Annotated in this window: 14 protein-coding genes and 1 pseudogene; 10 read left to right on the top strand and 5 right to left on the bottom strand. The window is 62.7% G+C overall.

Annotated features, from left to right (window positions below):
- The first annotated feature begins 4 nt into the window (after positions 1-4).
- The 3 genes from H5393_RS12385 to H5393_RS12375 all read left to right on the top strand — a co-directional run bounded on the left by H5393_RS12385 (position 5) and on the right by H5393_RS12375 (position 3,119).
- A complete protein-coding gene (locus H5393_RS12385) occupies positions 5-361 on the top strand; it encodes a hypothetical protein (RefSeq protein WP_182766913.1) in 357 nt (118 codons plus the stop codon).
- A gap of 104 nt (positions 362-465) precedes the next feature.
- A complete protein-coding gene (locus H5393_RS12380; protein WP_182766912.1) occupies positions 466-1,326 on the top strand; it encodes a hypothetical protein in 861 nt (286 codons plus the stop codon).
- Complete coding sequence (locus tag H5393_RS12375; RefSeq protein ID WP_182766911.1) at positions 1,323-3,119, top strand: sacsin N-terminal ATP-binding-like domain-containing protein; 1,797 nt, start codon at positions 1,323-1,325, stop codon at positions 3,117-3,119. The genes H5393_RS12380 and H5393_RS12375 overlap by 4 nt, the downstream gene beginning before the upstream one ends.
- Positions 3,120-3,420: 301 nt before the next feature.
- Here H5393_RS12375 and H5393_RS14685 read toward each other — a convergent pair whose 3' ends face one another.
- Positions 3,421-3,669: an excalibur calcium-binding domain-containing protein gene (locus tag H5393_RS14685; RefSeq protein WP_255436516.1), complete on the bottom strand. Its 249-nt coding sequence runs from the start codon at positions 3,667-3,669 to the stop codon at positions 3,421-3,423.
- 54 nt (positions 3,670-3,723) lie between these two features.
- Positions 3,724-4,341: pseudogene (locus tag H5393_RS14680) on the bottom strand (HNH endonuclease family protein); the annotation flags it as partial.
- Between the two features lie 1,352 nt (positions 4,342-5,693).
- Between H5393_RS14680 and H5393_RS12365 the strand changes: the two are divergent.
- From H5393_RS12365 to H5393_RS12350, 4 genes are all read left to right on the top strand, one after another.
- Positions 5,694-7,382 carry an AIPR family protein gene (locus H5393_RS12365; protein ID WP_182766910.1) on the top strand — a complete coding sequence of 563 codons (1,689 nt, stop codon included), beginning with the start codon at positions 5,694-5,696 and terminating at the stop codon, positions 7,380-7,382.
- A gap of 541 nt (positions 7,383-7,923) precedes the next feature.
- The gene (locus H5393_RS14930) at positions 7,924-8,049 is read left to right on the top strand and encodes an MJ0042-type zinc finger domain-containing protein (RefSeq protein ID WP_182766909.1); all 126 of its coding nucleotides are present in this window, start codon (positions 7,924-7,926) and stop codon (positions 8,047-8,049) included.
- Positions 8,050-8,149: 100 nt separating this feature from the next.
- Positions 8,150-8,383 carry a DUF2188 domain-containing protein gene (locus H5393_RS12355; protein WP_370585985.1) on the top strand — a complete coding sequence of 78 codons (234 nt, stop codon included), beginning with the start codon at positions 8,150-8,152 and terminating at the stop codon, positions 8,381-8,383.
- Positions 8,384-8,665: 282 nt separating this feature from the next.
- Positions 8,666-8,836: a hypothetical protein gene (locus tag H5393_RS12350; protein ID WP_182766907.1), complete on the top strand. Its 171-nt coding sequence runs from the start codon at positions 8,666-8,668 to the stop codon at positions 8,834-8,836.
- A gap of 228 nt (positions 8,837-9,064) precedes the next feature.
- On the opposite strand, the gene H5393_RS12345 is transcribed toward H5393_RS12350, so the two are convergent.
- Genes H5393_RS12345 through H5393_RS12335 form a run of 3 tightly spaced genes read right to left on the bottom strand, consistent with a single transcriptional unit; the run spans position 9,065 to position 11,912 of the window.
- On the bottom strand, positions 9,065-9,868 hold the full coding sequence (locus H5393_RS12345) for an ATP-binding cassette domain-containing protein (protein ID WP_182766906.1): 804 nt from the start codon (positions 9,866-9,868) through the stop codon (positions 9,065-9,067).
- A complete protein-coding gene (locus H5393_RS12340) occupies positions 9,865-10,881 on the bottom strand; it encodes an ABC transporter permease (protein WP_220488402.1) in 1,017 nt (338 codons plus the stop codon). Before H5393_RS12340 ends, H5393_RS12345 begins: the two co-directional genes overlap by 4 nt.
- Entirely contained in the window at positions 10,878-11,912 is a 1,035-nt protein-coding gene (locus H5393_RS12335) for a substrate-binding domain-containing protein (protein ID WP_182766905.1), read from the bottom strand. Before H5393_RS12335 ends, H5393_RS12340 begins: the two co-directional genes overlap by 4 nt.
- A 314-nt stretch (positions 11,913-12,226) precedes the next feature.
- Here H5393_RS12335 and H5393_RS12330 point away from each other — a divergent pair, with 314 nt between their 5' ends.
- The 3 genes from H5393_RS12330 to H5393_RS12320 all read left to right on the top strand — a co-directional run bounded on the left by H5393_RS12330 (position 12,227) and on the right by H5393_RS12320 (position 15,837).
- Entirely contained in the window at positions 12,227-13,234 is a 1,008-nt protein-coding gene (locus H5393_RS12330; protein ID WP_182766904.1) for an ROK family protein, read from the top strand.
- 19 nt (positions 13,235-13,253) lie between these two features.
- Positions 13,254-14,024, top strand: coding sequence for an SDR family NAD(P)-dependent oxidoreductase (locus tag H5393_RS12325; protein ID WP_182766903.1), 771 nt, complete (start codon positions 13,254-13,256; stop codon positions 14,022-14,024).
- Positions 14,025-14,160: 136 nt separating this feature from the next.
- The gene (locus H5393_RS12320; protein ID WP_182766902.1) at positions 14,161-15,837 is read left to right on the top strand and encodes a ribulokinase; all 1,677 of its coding nucleotides are present in this window, start codon (positions 14,161-14,163) and stop codon (positions 15,835-15,837) included.
- The last annotated feature ends 80 nt before the right edge of the window (positions 15,838-15,917 follow it).

Raw genomic sequence — 15,917 nt, 5'->3', positions numbered from 1 at the left:
GACCATGCCCAAAGCCCATCCCACGGGTCACGACTGGGAGCTTGACAGTGTTGACGGGCCATCCGCCTTGGAGGTCGGACCGATCGACCCCTTGACCAGCATCGCGTTCTGCACCTTCGACGTGTGGCTGAGCTTGAGTGGATTCATGGACAAATGGGACTGGTTCGGCGAAGAGCACCCGGATCTGCACCTGTGGGATGGCGACTGGAATGACTACGTCGTCTCCGTTACCGCGAGTCCAGAGATCCGAATGTGCGCGACTGTCCTAGTTTGTGATGCAGAGCAAACCGTGGAGTTCTTGCAGCTCACGGAACAAGCCAGCACTTCGGGTCCCTCGCCCGAGAGCCGTAAAGCCGTGTAAGAGTGCTGAAACTGGAGCGTCTCAGGGGCGGTTTATTGCGCCTCTGCCGGTGGTGCTGGTGAGATACAGGGACCAGCCTGAGCGCAACAACCTTGGAGGATAGATTGCAAAGAGCCATCGAGGCGATTGAGGTCGACGTCGACGAAATCGCACTCTCCGTACTCGGTTGGGAACTAGTTGCTCCCCAAGCCCGTTTGGTCTCGATCTCCGTCGCAGACGAGCACATTCGCGAGGTGGCCGTATCACTCGAGCTGCGGTTTCATCCAGACGATTGGCAAGTGCGCCACACGGGCAAGGACACCCCAACCGTCCTCTGGCAACTCCGCAGCCGTGAACAAGGACCACTGTCCAGTTACGGCGTTATACCTCGACCTTTCCTACTGAGTGAAACCGGGGCTCCCAAGATGGTGGCCATAAAGTCGGGCCTCTGGGAATCCGACGAACCCCTTGCCCCAGGGGATCTCTATGTGTGGCTGGGCGGTGTCGATTGGCACGATGCGGATGACTTCAAGCTCACGCCTTCTCTAGGTTGGGTAGATCTGCAACATGACCTGATCGATGAGACCACGGGCCGAGGCGTGCAGACGAGGCTCACAGAGTTAATCGTAGGCATCCGCGGAGAAGACAACCTAGAAGTCATCGCACGAAGTACTCATGCCATCGGCACACTCGAGGATTCCCCCGCCCTTGAGGGTGCCGAGGATTCCTATGGGGGCGGCAATCTCACCTCCGAGCGAAGCCATGCGTTCAAACTCTGGTCGCCTCGTATGGTGATCGAGGTCTTTGATGAGGCCGGGTTCCTCCTCGACAGCCGAGAGAGTTACGCGAATAAGATCAGGCTTGCCGAAGGTGGCCGGATTCCCTCCCGGCCAGCAACATCTGCCTCGTCATACTCCTTCGACGTGTCCGATCTTCCAGGGGTGCCTGCTCGCGTGGTCGTCCGACTTCAGGATGATGCGCTGTGAACCTGCGGTTAGGTGTCGAGGAACTTCAGCGGCAGCTCCTCAGAGAGCACGCCCAAGCACCCGGGCTCTTCCGAGAGATGGCCAACATCGAGTCTCTGTTGGCTGAGACGTACCGGGCAAGGGTTCTGTACGAGTTGTTGCAGAACTCGGACGATGCGGGGGCTCGCCAGGTAGAGGCGGATCTCTCCAAGCCCAATGAGTTGGTGTGGCGGAACGATGGCAGAGCGTTCACGCACGAGGATTTTGAAGCGTTGTGCCGGTCTGCCAACTCCGCCAAGCAGCGCGGTGGTGACACAATCGGCTACCGCGGTATCGGCTTCAAGGCGGTGGCGTCCGTCGCCGACCGAGTGACGGTCGGTTCTTCCGGTGTGAGGATCTTGTTTGACAGGAACGAGTCAGCCCAACTCTTGGGCACCTCGCCGGAGGAGACTCCCCTGTTGCGGGTTCCGGCTCGGGTTATCGCGGGAGCTGAGGGATCAGGCGCGGAGTTCACCCTGAGCCTTGGCCACTACGCCGATGACCAACTCAATTTGGACCCCATCGCGCTCCTCTTCCTCAGGAACGTGACCAAGGCCGTTCTTCGATATCCCGATCGTGAGATCACCATCCAAAGTGAACATCGAGGCGACAGTGTTTTGCTCACCGTCGATGGCTCGATAGCGGAGTTCCAGCGAAAGTCATCCGCTGACTCCGTTCTTCTAATCCCGATGGATTCACGGGCGGAAGCACTGGCCGGCCATAGGGGCCGACTCGCTTGCTTCCTGCCACTTGACGACGAGCTCGGATTTGCTGCGATTGCTTCGGGGAACCTGCTGACAGATCCTTCACGCACCCATGCGGTCCTGCGGGATCCCAGCACGGAAGCCGTGGTCGAGTCGGTTGGGCAATTATTCGCTGACTTTCTCTTGGACACCGAGGGGGCGGCTTTCAAGCACATCTGGGATCTGTTACTCGGCGGCGAGGATCTGCGCACTATTGCCCTCGGGGGCGATTCGACGGTCCCCGGAAGGCTGCTCGCAGCAACCAAGGCCGCACTCGCTGGGCGGACATGGCCATTCTCTTTCAGTGAAGTCGCGATGGAGGAGGAGGACGTGAAGACGGTTTTTCCAGAGGGGGCACCGCCAGCCCTTTACGACGAGACGAAGGTGTCGCAAGCCAGGGCTTTGCGCACGGTGTTCTCTGGCCCCACACTCCGCACCAGCGAACTGATCACGAGACCCGAAGCGACGAAACTCAGCGACAAGACTCGGACGCGCTTGGCCACAAGGCTGGTGGAATCTGCCCGCACACAGGGGCGTCAACTCTCGCAGCGGGAACAAGAGGTCGTAGGAAAGCAGCCCCCGGCACGGATCTTGAAGCCCACCTATCAGGCGTCAACCCCCGCCCGGGAGTTGGCCAATCGTTCCGCGACGTTCGGCGGGACGATGACGAGGTGGAGGGTCGCAGAGGTTGCTGCAATGGAATACCTCAACGGTCAAGGCTGGAGCCTGACCGACGTATCACGGCAGAATGCCGGCTACGACTTGGAAGGAACAGGCCCCGATGGCGACCCCGTCCACATTGAGGTCAAGAAGGTCGAGTCCCGGAACAGCCGGTTCTCTCTCACGAACAATGAGTTGTCGGTCATGGTTGCAGCCTCGCAGCGGTACCTTCTCGCATTGGTCATTGGTGACGGGGTTGACGCGCAGCTTGCTTTGCTCGACCCATTGAAGGACCAAGTTCCCCGTGAGCGTGTCTGCAGGAGGTGGGAATGGGAGTACACCGACTGGGCGAGATTCGCGACGTTGGCTTGACGGTATTGAACCGCCCCGGATGTGGTGGAGGGGTGCACCAAACGCAACCTCAATCGAAAGTCGATCTCACGGCCATGGGCACTCCCGCCGATCTGAAGCCTCTGGACGACCTAGACCCAGAGTCCGCCTCGAGGCTCTACCCCGTCGCAGCGGTTCTGGCGTCAGCCCTTCGAGTTTGTCGCGCCGTCCCACCAGTGGCCGAACCTTCTCCGCCCAAGTGAAGAAGCACCAATGATTGAACCTCCCCGAGGAGGCCATGCCCCCCGAAGCAAAATGAGCTTCCTCGCCAGAGTGGGCCCGGCTACTCGCAAGCGACCCCATCCCCATCGCGGTCGAGGCCTTTGCGGTAGCCCGGATCGGCGGCGTAGAGGGGTGCTGCACCGGCGCTGCGGGCTGCGGCGCAGTTCTTGTAGTACGCGTCGGCCGGCGGGGCGGGGATCTCAGCGATAGGTGCGGGGGCATGGGTTGTGGCAGTTGCCGACTGAGGGGCGGCTGCCACGAGACCCGCTGGCTTACTCGATGCAGTCACCGGAGCCGGTGTCGGCGACATAACTGCGGTAGCGGGAGCTGCCGTCGTTTCAGGGCTGGCTGTGGCTACCGGGGCGGGGCACGCGTTCAGGATGCGGGCCATGGCGTCGTGCTCGGCCTGAGTGACCCACAGGCCGTACTTGTGCTTGACCGCGATCTGGAGGGTGACGTAGTCACACCAAAACGGCTTGTTCGGGGGCAGCCAGGTGGCTGCGTCGCCGTCACCCTTCTGCGCATTGGCCGCACCATCAACCGCGAGCAGGTTGAGCGGATCGTTGGCGAACTCAGTCCGGGTGTCCAGATCCAACTGCTGAGCACCCTTCTGCCATGCATCGCCCAAAGCCACAACGTGGTCGATCTGTACCAGGCGGGAGGTGTCGTTGCCGCGCACGAAGCTGATCAGCGAACCCGTGAACGGATCACCCAGGTCCCCGGTGAGGACCACACAATCACGGGTGCCCGCCTTGTACGTGATGCTGGTCAGATCGCGGCCCAAGATGTCATTGCGGGTGTCACACCCGTTCCGGTCGACATCCGCCCAGCGCTGCCCGAACTCGTCGCGGCTGTAACCGGTCTTCGGCGCCCTTCCCTTGATCGCCAACTCGGACAGCAGCACCGCGGCCTGACCCGACGCCGGTGACGCCTCAGCGCTCGGTGACACCGCTGCCGATGGGGTGCTGACGGCCGCGGACACACTGGCTGCAGGTGAAGGGCTGGGAGAGGGAGAGACACGAAGGCTGGGGCTCTGCGACGGGGTGGGGGTGGGTGTCGGGGTCTCAGCGGACACTGACGCCACAGGCAACATCGGCGCGGTCTCTGCGGCAGGTTGCGGAACGACCGACTCAGGAGCCGGCGACGGAATGACCCACCCGATGGTGAAGAAGGCAGCACCGGTGAGGAAACCCAGCAGGATCGGCGACTGGGAGAACCAGGCAGTCAACACCTGCAACCAGGAACTCCCGCGCGCTGCGTGATAGACCGCTGTGATGATCAGGATCGTGCCCGTGACTCCGAATGCTGGCCCCGGCTCGCCGCCCATTAGCACCAAGGCGAACGACCCCGCCACCATGAGGAACCCGACCCAGTGAACAAACCGGATCGGCTGCTGCCGCCTTTGCGCCGTGCGCATCCCGCACTCTCCCCCTAGAACTCAGCTTCTGAACTGGACAACATCGTGCCACCGCACTCCGACACTTTGTCGGAGTTGGGGTTCCAGCTATGAGTGTTTGTCCGGAGACGATGAGCAGACAGTCTGGTCTCCCCAGCTGTGAGGCGATCGCGGTGGTCGAAGACCTCGAGCAAACACCGGAGGGACGCCTCATTCGTGGGACCGACACGATTGGGGTCCCGATGGCCTCAGACAGGGAGATCAACTGTCCGTCAGCAGGGAAGTCCTTGTCCGTCTACAAGGAGGCTGTCATGTCCGCTTGCACAAAGCGAGCCCTACAGCTCGGACAAAGGCCTTCCCACCACTCCGGACTCGCTTCCCAGCACCCAACGCATGGGCCAATGCCTCATTCAGTAGAACGTTGAAGGTGACATTCAGGTCTCTGGCGAGGTCCTGGTGCCTCTCGTACCGTAGGCCATCTAGTTTCAGGGCGTACTGACGAACCGCCACACCGGCCAGCATCCGCCTCGCAGCCCCCGCAGGTTGTGCTTCACGCCACCCCGTCCCTTGACCCGTTGCGATAGCTCGTGGCGCGCAGAGCCTTGGGCCCCCAGCGCATCATCCCGCAACAACTGAATAGACCCAATAAGCGCGATGATCACCCGGGCGTGTCCGGAGACTCATTAAGTTGTGAGCTTTGCTTGCCATGACTCTTCGTCCCTCCAAGGAATGGAGCGTCCGGACATGCCGGCGAGCGGATGCTGATGAGCGACTCAACCCCCGGGTCTGCCCATCGGGTTTCCACGGGTGCCCAAGGAAGACGTCACCGTTCCAGGGCGTGTGGCCAGCCTTGCGGACCCCCGGGGACTATGGTGGGGTCGCCGGAAAGATGGGCGACTACGTATGAAAGCTCGCTCGCGTTTCAGAAAGAGGACAACGTGGGTGACTTGCACGTCGCGCAGGTGAAGCGGCGCTTGAAGGACACGACGTATCCGCACGTCGATGTGACTGACCTCGCTGCCCACGGTCCCGAGCAGGTGGAACAATCCAGACTCACAAGGGCGCTCGCCGCCTTCGTGCTAACCAAACTAGCTGGTCTCGACGAGGAGGCAGCCGCTCAGGCAGTGACAGATGGGCCTGGAGACAACGGCGTCGATGCTATTGCAATCGTCGATTCGGATCCGCCTCGGCTGTTCGTGGTTCAGGCCAAGTGGTCAGAGACCGGGAAGAATGGCCCGTCGCTCGATGAGATGATGAAGTTTCAGAAAGGCCTAGCCGACCTAGTGACGGGAAAGTGGGATCGATTTAACGAGAAAGTCAAGAGTCGAGAATCTGAACTGGATCGGATCCTCCTCAACACCGACTTGCGGATCGAGGTGATCTTCGCATCCATGGGAACCCCGGCAGTCGCCGAGGAAGTGCGTGGGCATATGGATGAATATGTCGCGACGCTGAATGATCCTACAGAGGTCGCGACGGTCACCTACGCTAACCAGGGAGTCATTTACAAGCTGCTGGTTGATGAGACCCGTTCCAGTCAAATTGACTTAACGGTCGATCTGTCAGACTGGGGACGCCTTGAGGGTCCTCCCGATGCCATTTATGGACATGTGCGAGGATCTGAGATCGCGGGGTGGTTACGGGATCACGGAGATTTCCTCTTGGCGCGGAACGTCCGTGTTGTTCTTCCAAACTCGGAAGTAAACAACTCCGTATTCGAAACGATAACGCAAACGCCAGAGAACTTCTGGTATTTCAACAACGGTGTGACAGCGCTTTGTGAGTCGATCGATAAGGCGCCTGCCGGTGGTCCTGAGCGGCGTCAAGGGACGTTCGGGGTAAAGGGGGTAAGTATCGTTAATGGAGCCCAAACGGTAGGGACCCTCACGCGCGCCTTAAGGCAGGGTAAGCAGGACGAACTAGAGGCGGTGCGCGTCATGGTTCGCTTCATTTCCCTCGAGTCTGCGGACGAGGACTTCGCAAAACGCGTTACGCGGGCTACCAACACGCAAAACCTGATCGGTGGCCGCGACTTCGTGGGCCTCGACCGAGAACAGGCTCGGTTGAGAGACGACTTCTCTGTCGATGGGCTGACATACACGATCCGCAGCGGTGAAGAGAGGCCGGACACGGACAAGGGGTGCGAGTTCGTTGAGGCAGCGGTCGCCCTTGCATGCGCACATTCTGCTTCTCTCGCTACGCAGGCGAAGAGAGAGGTCAGCAAGCTTTGGGACGACACCTCCAGGACGCCGTACAAACTCCTGTTCAACTCGTCGACGAACTACCTACGCGTTTGGCGCAGCGTACAGATTCTCAGAGCAATCGATTCGCAACTCGAGCTGGAACGCAAAGGCTTGGATAATCGCTCCAAGGGATACTCTATTCACGGTAACCGCCTGATCTCGTACGTGGTATTCCGCCGTCTGGACTTGTCTGGTATCGAACACCACGCGACTGATTGGCGTCCTGTCTTGGATGAGGCTAAGACAATGACCCTCCCCACACTGGAAGCAATGAGGAATATCGGTGAAGAGGAATACGGTGGATACATTGCGGCTCTCTTCAAGAACGGTACGAAGACCGAGCGCTTAGCTCGGCTTACGCTAGAGACGTTGTCATCGACCTGAGTTGGTCTCAACCGCGAGTCCTCCAGCATCAGTCGACAACTGGCATGCAACGTCCGCTATTGCCGCGGACCGAGCGGACGATCCTGCCGAGGAGCAGACGTCCGGACAGCGCCATAGCTTTCCGTAGCGACCCCGTCGCCAACGGCTGCGACACGCTGTGAGCGGGAGGTGCCTGCCTTCGATTCGTAGAAGATTCGGTACAGCCACTGAAGGCCTGTAGCGACCTCAGGCGGTCCTATTCGAACGTCGCCGCGTTCGCGGGTCCCTCGAGTGCTGACTGAGTCATGCTTTCCGAACTACTACATGTGGTGGCTTCACGCCGGAAACGGCACGACATGTAGTAGTTGCACCCTTGTGGTTCGTCCGCACGTACGTGATAATGGATAGTGGAACACGAAGAGCCCGTGATCGGGCTCATCGCCGATCCGGGCTCTCATGCTCACTTTCCAGGGTGACAAGCGGAGGGTAGCAGAACTGCGCTCGCCGGGGAGGCTTCGTACTGGTTCCACGAGCGGGCCCCAGGCCCAGATAGGAATCCGCTATGAAGAGCCGCCCCGGTGGCTACACCGTCACGTGCCCCCACTGCCACACCAAGTTCCGGATCGGGGGGTACAGCCCCGGACTCATCGCGTGTGGCAAGTGCGGGAAGACTTTCAACCTGAGGTAAGGCAGGGGTGAGCCGCGGCCTGAACCGTCCGAAGTGAGTGCTTCCGGGCGGTTCGGGTGGACTCTCCTGAACTGTTGCTCCTAACTCGATGAAAGGCTGAATGCAAATGCCCAATTACCACGTCACGCCGCGTCCCGATGGATGGGCGGCTGGCAAGGAGGGCGCCAGCCGCGCCTCCTCAGTGCACAGCACTCAACGGGAGGCAATCAATGCTGCTCGCGACTACCTAGGGAATCAGGGAGGCGGGGAGTTGAACATCCACGGGCGCGACGGATCGATCCGCGGGAAAGACACGATCTCGCCTGGCAACGATCCTCGCAACATCCCCGGCTAGAACTGGCGTTGCCTGGCGGCGAACTGCTAGCTAGCTGTAGTCGGACGCCGGGCAGCGTCCTCTGCCGAGTGGGCCTTGCCTGTCTTGCTAAGAGTCGGCGAGTTCGCGGTGGGGACTCGTGCTCATGCCGCGAATGACCGGTTAGTCGACTTCGCAGCCGCGCGCTTTCGCTTCGGCGCGCAAGGTCATCGCGGTTGGGCACCAGATCGGCCGTGAGTCGGCTCAGTGCCTGCTCGTCGGCGCGGCCCCACTGAGGCCAGAGGTCCAAGAGGCGGCGTCCAAGTGTGCCTGATCGTCTTGGAGCAGGGCATCACCGCCAAAATGCCGATATCCCTGATCAAGGAGTTGATGGACTCGCCGAAGGCCGGACAATTCCACGAGAAGATGTCGGTGTGCCAGTCATCGGCGGGCCAGTCTCGCAAGCCGACCGCCCTCAATTGCCGCCAATGGTGACCGCGATGTGGGTGTTTCGAGCGCCGTCGACAACCAGCCCGATTCACGACGAAAGTCCTGCTCCGGGTGACGGGAACCGTCCCAAACATCCCTGCGTGCTCGGACTGCTCCACCTCCCTCCGGGGCGCTGACTGAACAATTTGTCACCGCGCATTGACTCGATGAAGGGTGTGTGTCCGGGTAACGCGCCGTTGGCGGGCAAGCCAGTTCGGTGCTTCGACAGGCCCTTCAGCCGTCCTCGTTGGTCGGGAGATCGGCGTCCACCAAGCCTTCGGTTCCTGCCTTGGCGCCGGTCATGATCGCAACCACATCAGTCATCGAGACTTCGCCAGGTCGCACCAGCGCGACACGCTGACCGAGTCGATGGATGTGGATGCGGTCTGCGATCTCAAACACTTGCGGCATGTTGTGGCTGATTAGTATTACTGCGACACCGCGGTTGCGGATCCGGCGGATCAGGTCGAGGACGTGGGCGGACTCCCTAACGCCGAGGGCGGCTGTGGGCTCGTCAAGCACGACCACCTTGCTGCCCCAGGCCGCGGCCCGGGCGACTGCCACTGCCTGGCGCTGTCCACCGGAGAGCGTCTCCACCTGCTGTCGGACCGACTTGGCAGTGGTGATCCCGAGTTCGGCGAGTGTGGCAGCCGCCTGCCGGCGCATCGCTGGCTTGTCGAGTTTGCGGAAGACTGAGCCGAGGATCCCCGGACGGCGCTGCTCGCGGCCGAGGAACATGTTGGAGCTGATGTCGAGCGCCGGAGCGACAGCTAGGGTTTGGTAGACGGTCTCGATGCCATGGCGTCGAGCGTCGATGGGGGAGTTGAAGCGCACTCGCACACCGTCGACGAGGATCTCGCCCGAGTCAGGTGCGACCGCCCCGGTCAGGGCCTTGATGAGCGTGGACTTGCCAGCTCCGTTGTCACCGACCACGGCGAGCACCTCGCCGGCGAAGACCTCGAAGTCGGACCCGTCCAGCGCCGTGACCGCGCCATAGTGTTTGACGAGCTGACGCGCAGCAACAACCGGGGTGCTCATTTCGCCTGCCTGGTGATCTGGTCGACGAGCACCGCAGCGACCACGAGCACTCCGGTGGCGATGTCCTGGTAGAGCGAGTCGATGCCGGCTTGGGTGAGGCCGTTGCGCAGCACCGTGACGATCAGCACGCCCAGCAGGGTGCCGATTACGCCACCGCGACCGCCGAACAGCGAGGTACCGCCGATGACCACGGCAGTGATCGAGTCAAGATTACCGGACGCGTACCCGCTGGGGTCGGCATTCGGGATCCGGCCAAGGGCCTGCCAGGCACCGACCGCGTAGCACACTCCGGCGACCAGGTAGACGCTGAGCAGCACCGCCTTGGTCTTGATTCCAGCGAGGCGGGCAGCTTCGGGATCGTCCCCGACAGCCAACACGTGGGTGCCCCAGGAAGTCTGGGTGAGTGCGTACCAGGCGATTAGGTAAGCGCCGAACCAGAAGAAGACGCCGAGGGTCAACCGGAACTCGCCAATCACGATCGGGATGCCCAGCCAGGAGATCAGGTCGTTTTGCACTGGGATGCTGCTGGAACCCGTGTAGAGCCGGGCCGCGGCGGTGACGACGGTCAGCATTCCGAGGGTGACGATGAACGGAGGAAGGTTCACTCGGCTGACCAACAGGCCGGAGACCCCTGTCAAGACTAGGGCGACCGCGAGGCCGGCTGACAGCGCGACGACCCCGTTGGACGCCGATTTCACGATGTTGGCGATCACCACCGAGGCGAGCACCATCACCGCCGCGTTGGCCAGATCGATGCCGGACGTCAGGATCACCATGGTCTGACCGAGGGCCAGCATGCCGATTACAACTGACTGCGTCAGGATCAGCGCAATGTTGCTCGGGGTGAGGAAGGTGTCAGTGAGCACCGAAAACAGGATCGTCGCGACCAACAGGGCGACCAGCGGTCCGAGCACCCCGCCCCTCGTGGCCTGGGCGATGGCCTGCCCGAACCGGGCCGCCCCGGTGGGGCTGGCATCGGTGTCGATGCCAGCCGCCGCCGGGGACGGGGTCACTTAGTGCCCCAGCAGTTCTCGAGGCCCCAGGCGGTGTCCTTGGACTCGATCCCGTCGGCTGGGCGATCTGTGATCAGGATCGTGCCCGAGTTGATGATCCCGCTTGGCTTGGAGCCGTCCTTGACGTACTGGAGGATCGCCTCGACGGCCTTCTGGCCCATGTAGGTCGGGAACTGGGCGACCGTGGCGCCGATCTCCCCGTTCTTGACGGCCTGAACGCCTGAGCAACTGCCATCGATTCCGGTGAAAAGAATGCCCGACTCCAAACCTTGCGCCTTTGCGGCGGCGAAGGCGCCTTGGGACATTGGCTCGTTGATGCCGTAGACCACGTTGATGTCCTTGTGGGCCTGCAGCATGTTCTCCATTGCTGCCTGTCCGCCGTCGACACTGGCGGTGGTCTCCTTCTGGCCAACGATCTCCGGGGACTCTTCGGTCAGCCCGAAGCCTTTCAAGAAACCATCGTGTCGGAACTTCGCAGTCTTGTCCGTGAGGTCGTAGTCGAGCAGGGCGACCTTGGCCTCCTTATCGCCGAGCGTGGCCTTCGCCCAGGCGCCGATCAGCCGTCCAGCCTCGAGGTTGTCGGTCTCGTAAGTTGCATCGACGGCGTCGAACGGATCAGTCTGTGTGTTGACCGCGATCACTAGGATCCCAGCATCGCGAGCCTGTTTGATCACGGGCACCAACGCGGTGGCGTTGGCCGGGTCCACGACGATTCCCTTGACCTTGCGGTTGATCATGTCCTGAATTGCGGTGACCTGCGTCTCCGAGTCGCCAGCGGTCTTCGAGTTGGCAACGATCACCTGCGCGCCGGCGGCCTCGGCGGTGGCCTTCGCCGTCTCCTGGATCGCGCCAAAGAACGGATTCCCCAGTTGTTGCTCAACAATGCCGATCACGACTTTGTCCTCGGGCGCGGGAGCAGTGCCGGTCGCTGCCGGATCTCCCGGGCTCGCGCATCCTGCCAGTCCCAGCGTGATCGCCAAGATCCCAGATCCAAGGGCGCCCAGCGTTGCGCGGCCCGTCCATCTGCTCATGTCTTCCACCTCTCCGTTGAAGTGCCCAGCGTGCCTCGCGGGGTGGTACCAGCGTGGTCCCAGATTTGCGCTCTGTCAAGCAAAACTTTGAGATTTATGTTGATGTTGCGCATTATGGCGGTTATCTTGTTGGCATGACCGGGACCGAACGTCGTCGTCCGGCAGACCAGCTGAGCAATCTGGACGCTCAGGACCTAGAGCTGGCTGCACGACTGTGGCGAGCCCCCAGCACGCGGGCTAGCTTGCAGCGCGACTTCGGCTTGTCTCGCGGTGGACTCGCAATTAGGTTGGAGCGGTTGTTCGACAGTGGGATAGTGCGGGAGTCCGAGCGCGCAGAGCAGTCCGGTGGCCGCCCGGCACGTCTGCTGGAAGTGGACGGGGATTACGGTGTCGTCGCTGCCGTCGACATCGGCGAGCGCCACTCTCAGATCATGCTCTGTTCCCTCGATCCCCGGGTGCTGACGCGGCGCGCGGTCATCATCGCCCTTGCGGCCGGCCCAGTGAAGATCCTGAGCCAGCTCGCGGCGATCATTGACGAAATGGTCGCCGGACACGAGGGCGGACGGTCGCGCCTTGTCACTGTCGGGCTCGCCCTGCCTGCGCCAGTCGACTATGTCGCTGGGATGGTGACTGGCTACTCGGTGCTGCAGGGCTGGGACGGATTCGACACCAAGACCTGGCTCGAGGAGCGGCTCGGTGTCCCGGTGTTAGTCGAGAACGACGTGAATGCGATGGCTGTGGCCGAGAAGGCCCAATATTGGCCCGAGGCAGACTCGCTGTTTTACGTGAAGGTCGGCACCGGCATCGGCTCCGCCATATTTACAAACGGCAGGCTCTACCACGGTGCCCAGGGAGCGGCCGGGGATATCGGTCACAGCCAGGTGCATGGACACGGTGAACCGCTGTGCCGGTGTGGCAATCGCGGGTGCGTCGAGGCACTGACCGCTGGTTGGGCGATCGTCCGCGACCTAAACGATGACCGGGCGACCGACACCAGCGCGATCGTCCGCCTCGCCAACGCCGGAGATCCAGATGTGCTGGCGGCACTGCGCGCGGGGGGTCGGAGGATCGGCGAAGCCATAGCCTCGGCCACTAGCCTGCTCAACCCCGAGGTGATCGTCATCGGCGGCTCGGTCGCCGCTGCGGGAGAGTTGATCCTCAGTGGTGTCCGGCAGATGGTCTACGACCGAGTCCTGCCGCTGGCCACGCGGCGTCTGCATCTGGTCCCCGCGCGCGTTGGAGCAGACGGGACCACCCTTGGAGCCGCCCGTCTCGCCGTCGCGGCGTGGTTCGAACATCTACGTGCCAACGCCGGCACTTGATCAAACGGAAGGAAACTTCATGACAATGCTCGACAAGTTCTCCCTGGAGGGCAAGGTGGCGGTTGTCACCGGCGCCAACCGAGGCATCGGACGAGGGATCGCTCAGGCCTTCGTGGAGGCCGGAGGAACGGTGGTGGTCGCCGCCCGCACCGAGGCCCGCAATGAGGAGGCCGTCGCGGCCCTAAACCAGATTGGCCCGGGCGCCGCCGTCGCCGTCCGGACTGACGTAGCTGAGCGCGCATCGGTCGAGGCGATGGTCAGTACCGTCATCGAAGAGTTCGGGCACATCGACGTCCTCGTCAACAATGCCGGTATCGGCTTCCACGCCGACGCTCTGACCCTGCCGGACGAGGATTGGGACCGGCTCTTCGATGTGAACCTCAAGGCTGTCTGGACCTGCTGCCAAGTCGTCGGACGTCACATGGTCGCACGCCGCAGTGGATCGATTGTCAACATCGGCTCGATGTCAGGGTTGATAATCAACCGACCGCAGTGGCATTCGCCCTACGGGATCAGCAAGGCCGCCGTGCACCACTTGACCCGCTCGCTGGCTGCCGAATGGGCCCAGCACAAGGTCCGGGTCAACGCGCTGGCGCCGGGCTACGTGAAGACCGAAATTGCTGACATCGATAAGCCCGAGTACCGGCACTACTGGATCGACGAGGTCCCGATGCAGCGCTACGCCAGCACCGAAGAGATCGCGCCCGCCGCGCTCTATCTGGCTAGCGACGCCTCCACCTTCACTACTGGTTCGGTGATGGTTGTCGACGGCGGTTACACCCTTTGGTGACTGCCCTGTTGCCCTGATCCGATCGAGCCAGGTCGCGACCCGCACCTCGGAGGCGTGGCCTGGGGGCCACCCCTCCCCGTCACAATCGCTCGATTCGGAGGCGTTGATCGTCCACCCACATTTCAGAAGGAGCGCCATGAGCCAGGATTACCTCGTCGCCGGTGTGGACTTCGGCACGGACTCGGTCCGGGTTGGAGTCTGGGACCTCGCTCGGCGAGAGTGTGTGTTGACCCTCAGTCAGCCCTTTGAGCGCTGGGCCGCCGGGGAGTTCTGCCAGCCGGAGCGCCAGCAGTTCCGGCAGCATCCGCTCGACCACTTGGAGGCGCTCGACCGTCTCTTCGCCGACGTCGCCGCTGAACTGGGGGAGGGCGCCATCTCAGCCCTCGCGATCGACTCGACCGGCTCCACTCCGGCCCCGACCGATCGCCACGGAGTGCCGCTAGCCCTGCTTCCGGGGCATGAGAATGACCCGGACTGCATGTTCTGGCTCTGGAAGGACCACACATCCTCCACCGCCGCCGATGAGGTGAACTCCGCTCTGGCCGCCGGGGAGGTCGACTTCACCACATATCAAGGCGAGTACAGCTCGGAGTGGTGGTGGGCCAAGATCCTGCACGGCGTGCGGACGAGCGGCGCGATCCGAGAGCACGCCAGGTCCTGGGTGGAGCACTCCGACTGGATCACCAACCTGCTGGTTGGTGCCCACGACGCGCACGCATTTGTCCGCAATGCCTGCGCCGCCGGCCACAAGGTGCTGTTCAACCGCCGCCTCGGCGGCATGGTTCCTGGCTCGACGCTCGCCGGGCTGGACCCGCACCTGGCCGAGGTCGCGAGGACGTTCCGGACGCCCCCCGCTCCTGCTGGGACCCCGGTCGGGACGCTCACCCCCCAGTGGGCCGAGCGACTGCGGCTGAGCACATCGACGGTCGTTGCTGTGGGTTCGTTGGATGCTCATGCGGGAGCCGTCGGCGCCGGGATCGGACCGGGCACCCTGGTCAAGGTAGTCGGGACGTCAACCGTGGACATGTTCCTCACCGATTACGCAAGTATCGAGGGACGCGACACTCGCGCCTTTAGTGGTGTGGCGGAGGACTCGATTCTCCCCGGCTGGCTCGGCGGAGAGGCCGGTCAGGCAGCCTTCGGTGACCTGTTCGCGTGGTACGCGAGGGTGCTGGCCTCGCCCTGGGAGGAGATCTGGCGAGATCAATTGACGGGCAGGCTGCCAGCGGACGAGGTCGAGGTGATGCTCGCCGCGAGCCGCGACCGGCTGCTGCCGACACTGGAGAGGGAAGCTTTGGCCCGAGGGTCCTCCGGGATTGTCGCCCTTGACTGGATCAACGGTCGCAGGTACCCAAACCTCGATGACCGGGCCAGCGCCGCGCTGGTGAACCTGCGGATCGGCCACGACGCCGCCGACCTCTACCGGTCGCTGGTTCACGCGGCGGTGCTCGGTAGCAAGGCGATCTTCGCGGGGCTCTCCGAGGCGGGCGCCCGAATCGAGCGTGTCCTCTTGATCGGTGGCGTGGTTCGAAACTCGCCAATGATCTGTCAGGCACTCGCAGACGGGCTCGGCACAGATGTCATGGTGTCGACCGCGACTGAGGTCTGCGCGACCGGTTCGGCGATGTACGCCGCAGTCGCTATTGGCGCCTTCAGTTCGATCGCTGAGGCGCAGGCGGCCCTTGCGGAGCCCTACCGGGCCGACTTCTCACCGAGCGCGACCGGTCGTGCGGAGTTCGACCGCGGGCTGGTCGACTATGCTCGGGTCGGCGCGCTGATCGGCTCGCTACGTCTGACACCCGCCATGGACTAAGTACGCCCCTGGCTCGTGGCGGCCCCGGAACCTCGAGCGCCTAGAGCCGAGGGGCGCCACTGCGGTCGCTAATGTCCGCC

Origin of the sequence: Tessaracoccus sp. MC1756, assembly GCF_014164735.1 — a bacterium.
Lineage (GTDB): Bacteria > Actinomycetota > Actinomycetes > Propionibacteriales > Propionibacteriaceae > Arachnia.
This window is presented reverse-complemented; position numbering and strand designations above follow the sequence as displayed.

Bases quoted from the DNA above. Each gene is read 5' to 3' on its own strand.
- H5393_RS12385 (WP_182766913.1), top strand. From the start codon at position 5: ATGCCCAAAGCCCATCCCACGGGTCACGACTGGGAGCTTGACAGTGTT.
- H5393_RS14685 (WP_255436516.1), bottom strand. From the start codon at position 3,669: ATGTCGCCGACACCGGCTCCGGTGACTGCATCGAGTAAGCCAGCGGGT.
- H5393_RS14930 (WP_182766909.1), top strand. From the start codon at position 7,924: ATGAAGAGCCGCCCCGGTGGCTACACCGTCACGTGCCCCCACTGCCAC.
- H5393_RS12355 (WP_370585985.1), top strand. From the start codon at position 8,150: ATGCAAATGCCCAATTACCACGTCACGCCGCGTCCCGATGGATGGGCG.
- H5393_RS12345 (WP_182766906.1), bottom strand. From the start codon at position 9,868: ATGAGCACCCCGGTTGTTGCTGCGCGTCAGCTCGTCAAACACTATGGC.
- H5393_RS12335 (WP_182766905.1), bottom strand. From the start codon at position 11,912: ATGAGCAGATGGACGGGCCGCGCAACGCTGGGCGCCCTTGGATCTGGG.
- H5393_RS12325 (WP_182766903.1), top strand. From the start codon at position 13,254: ATGACAATGCTCGACAAGTTCTCCCTGGAGGGCAAGGTGGCGGTTGTC.
- H5393_RS12320 (WP_182766902.1), top strand. From the start codon at position 14,161: ATGAGCCAGGATTACCTCGTCGCCGGTGTGGACTTCGGCACGGACTCG.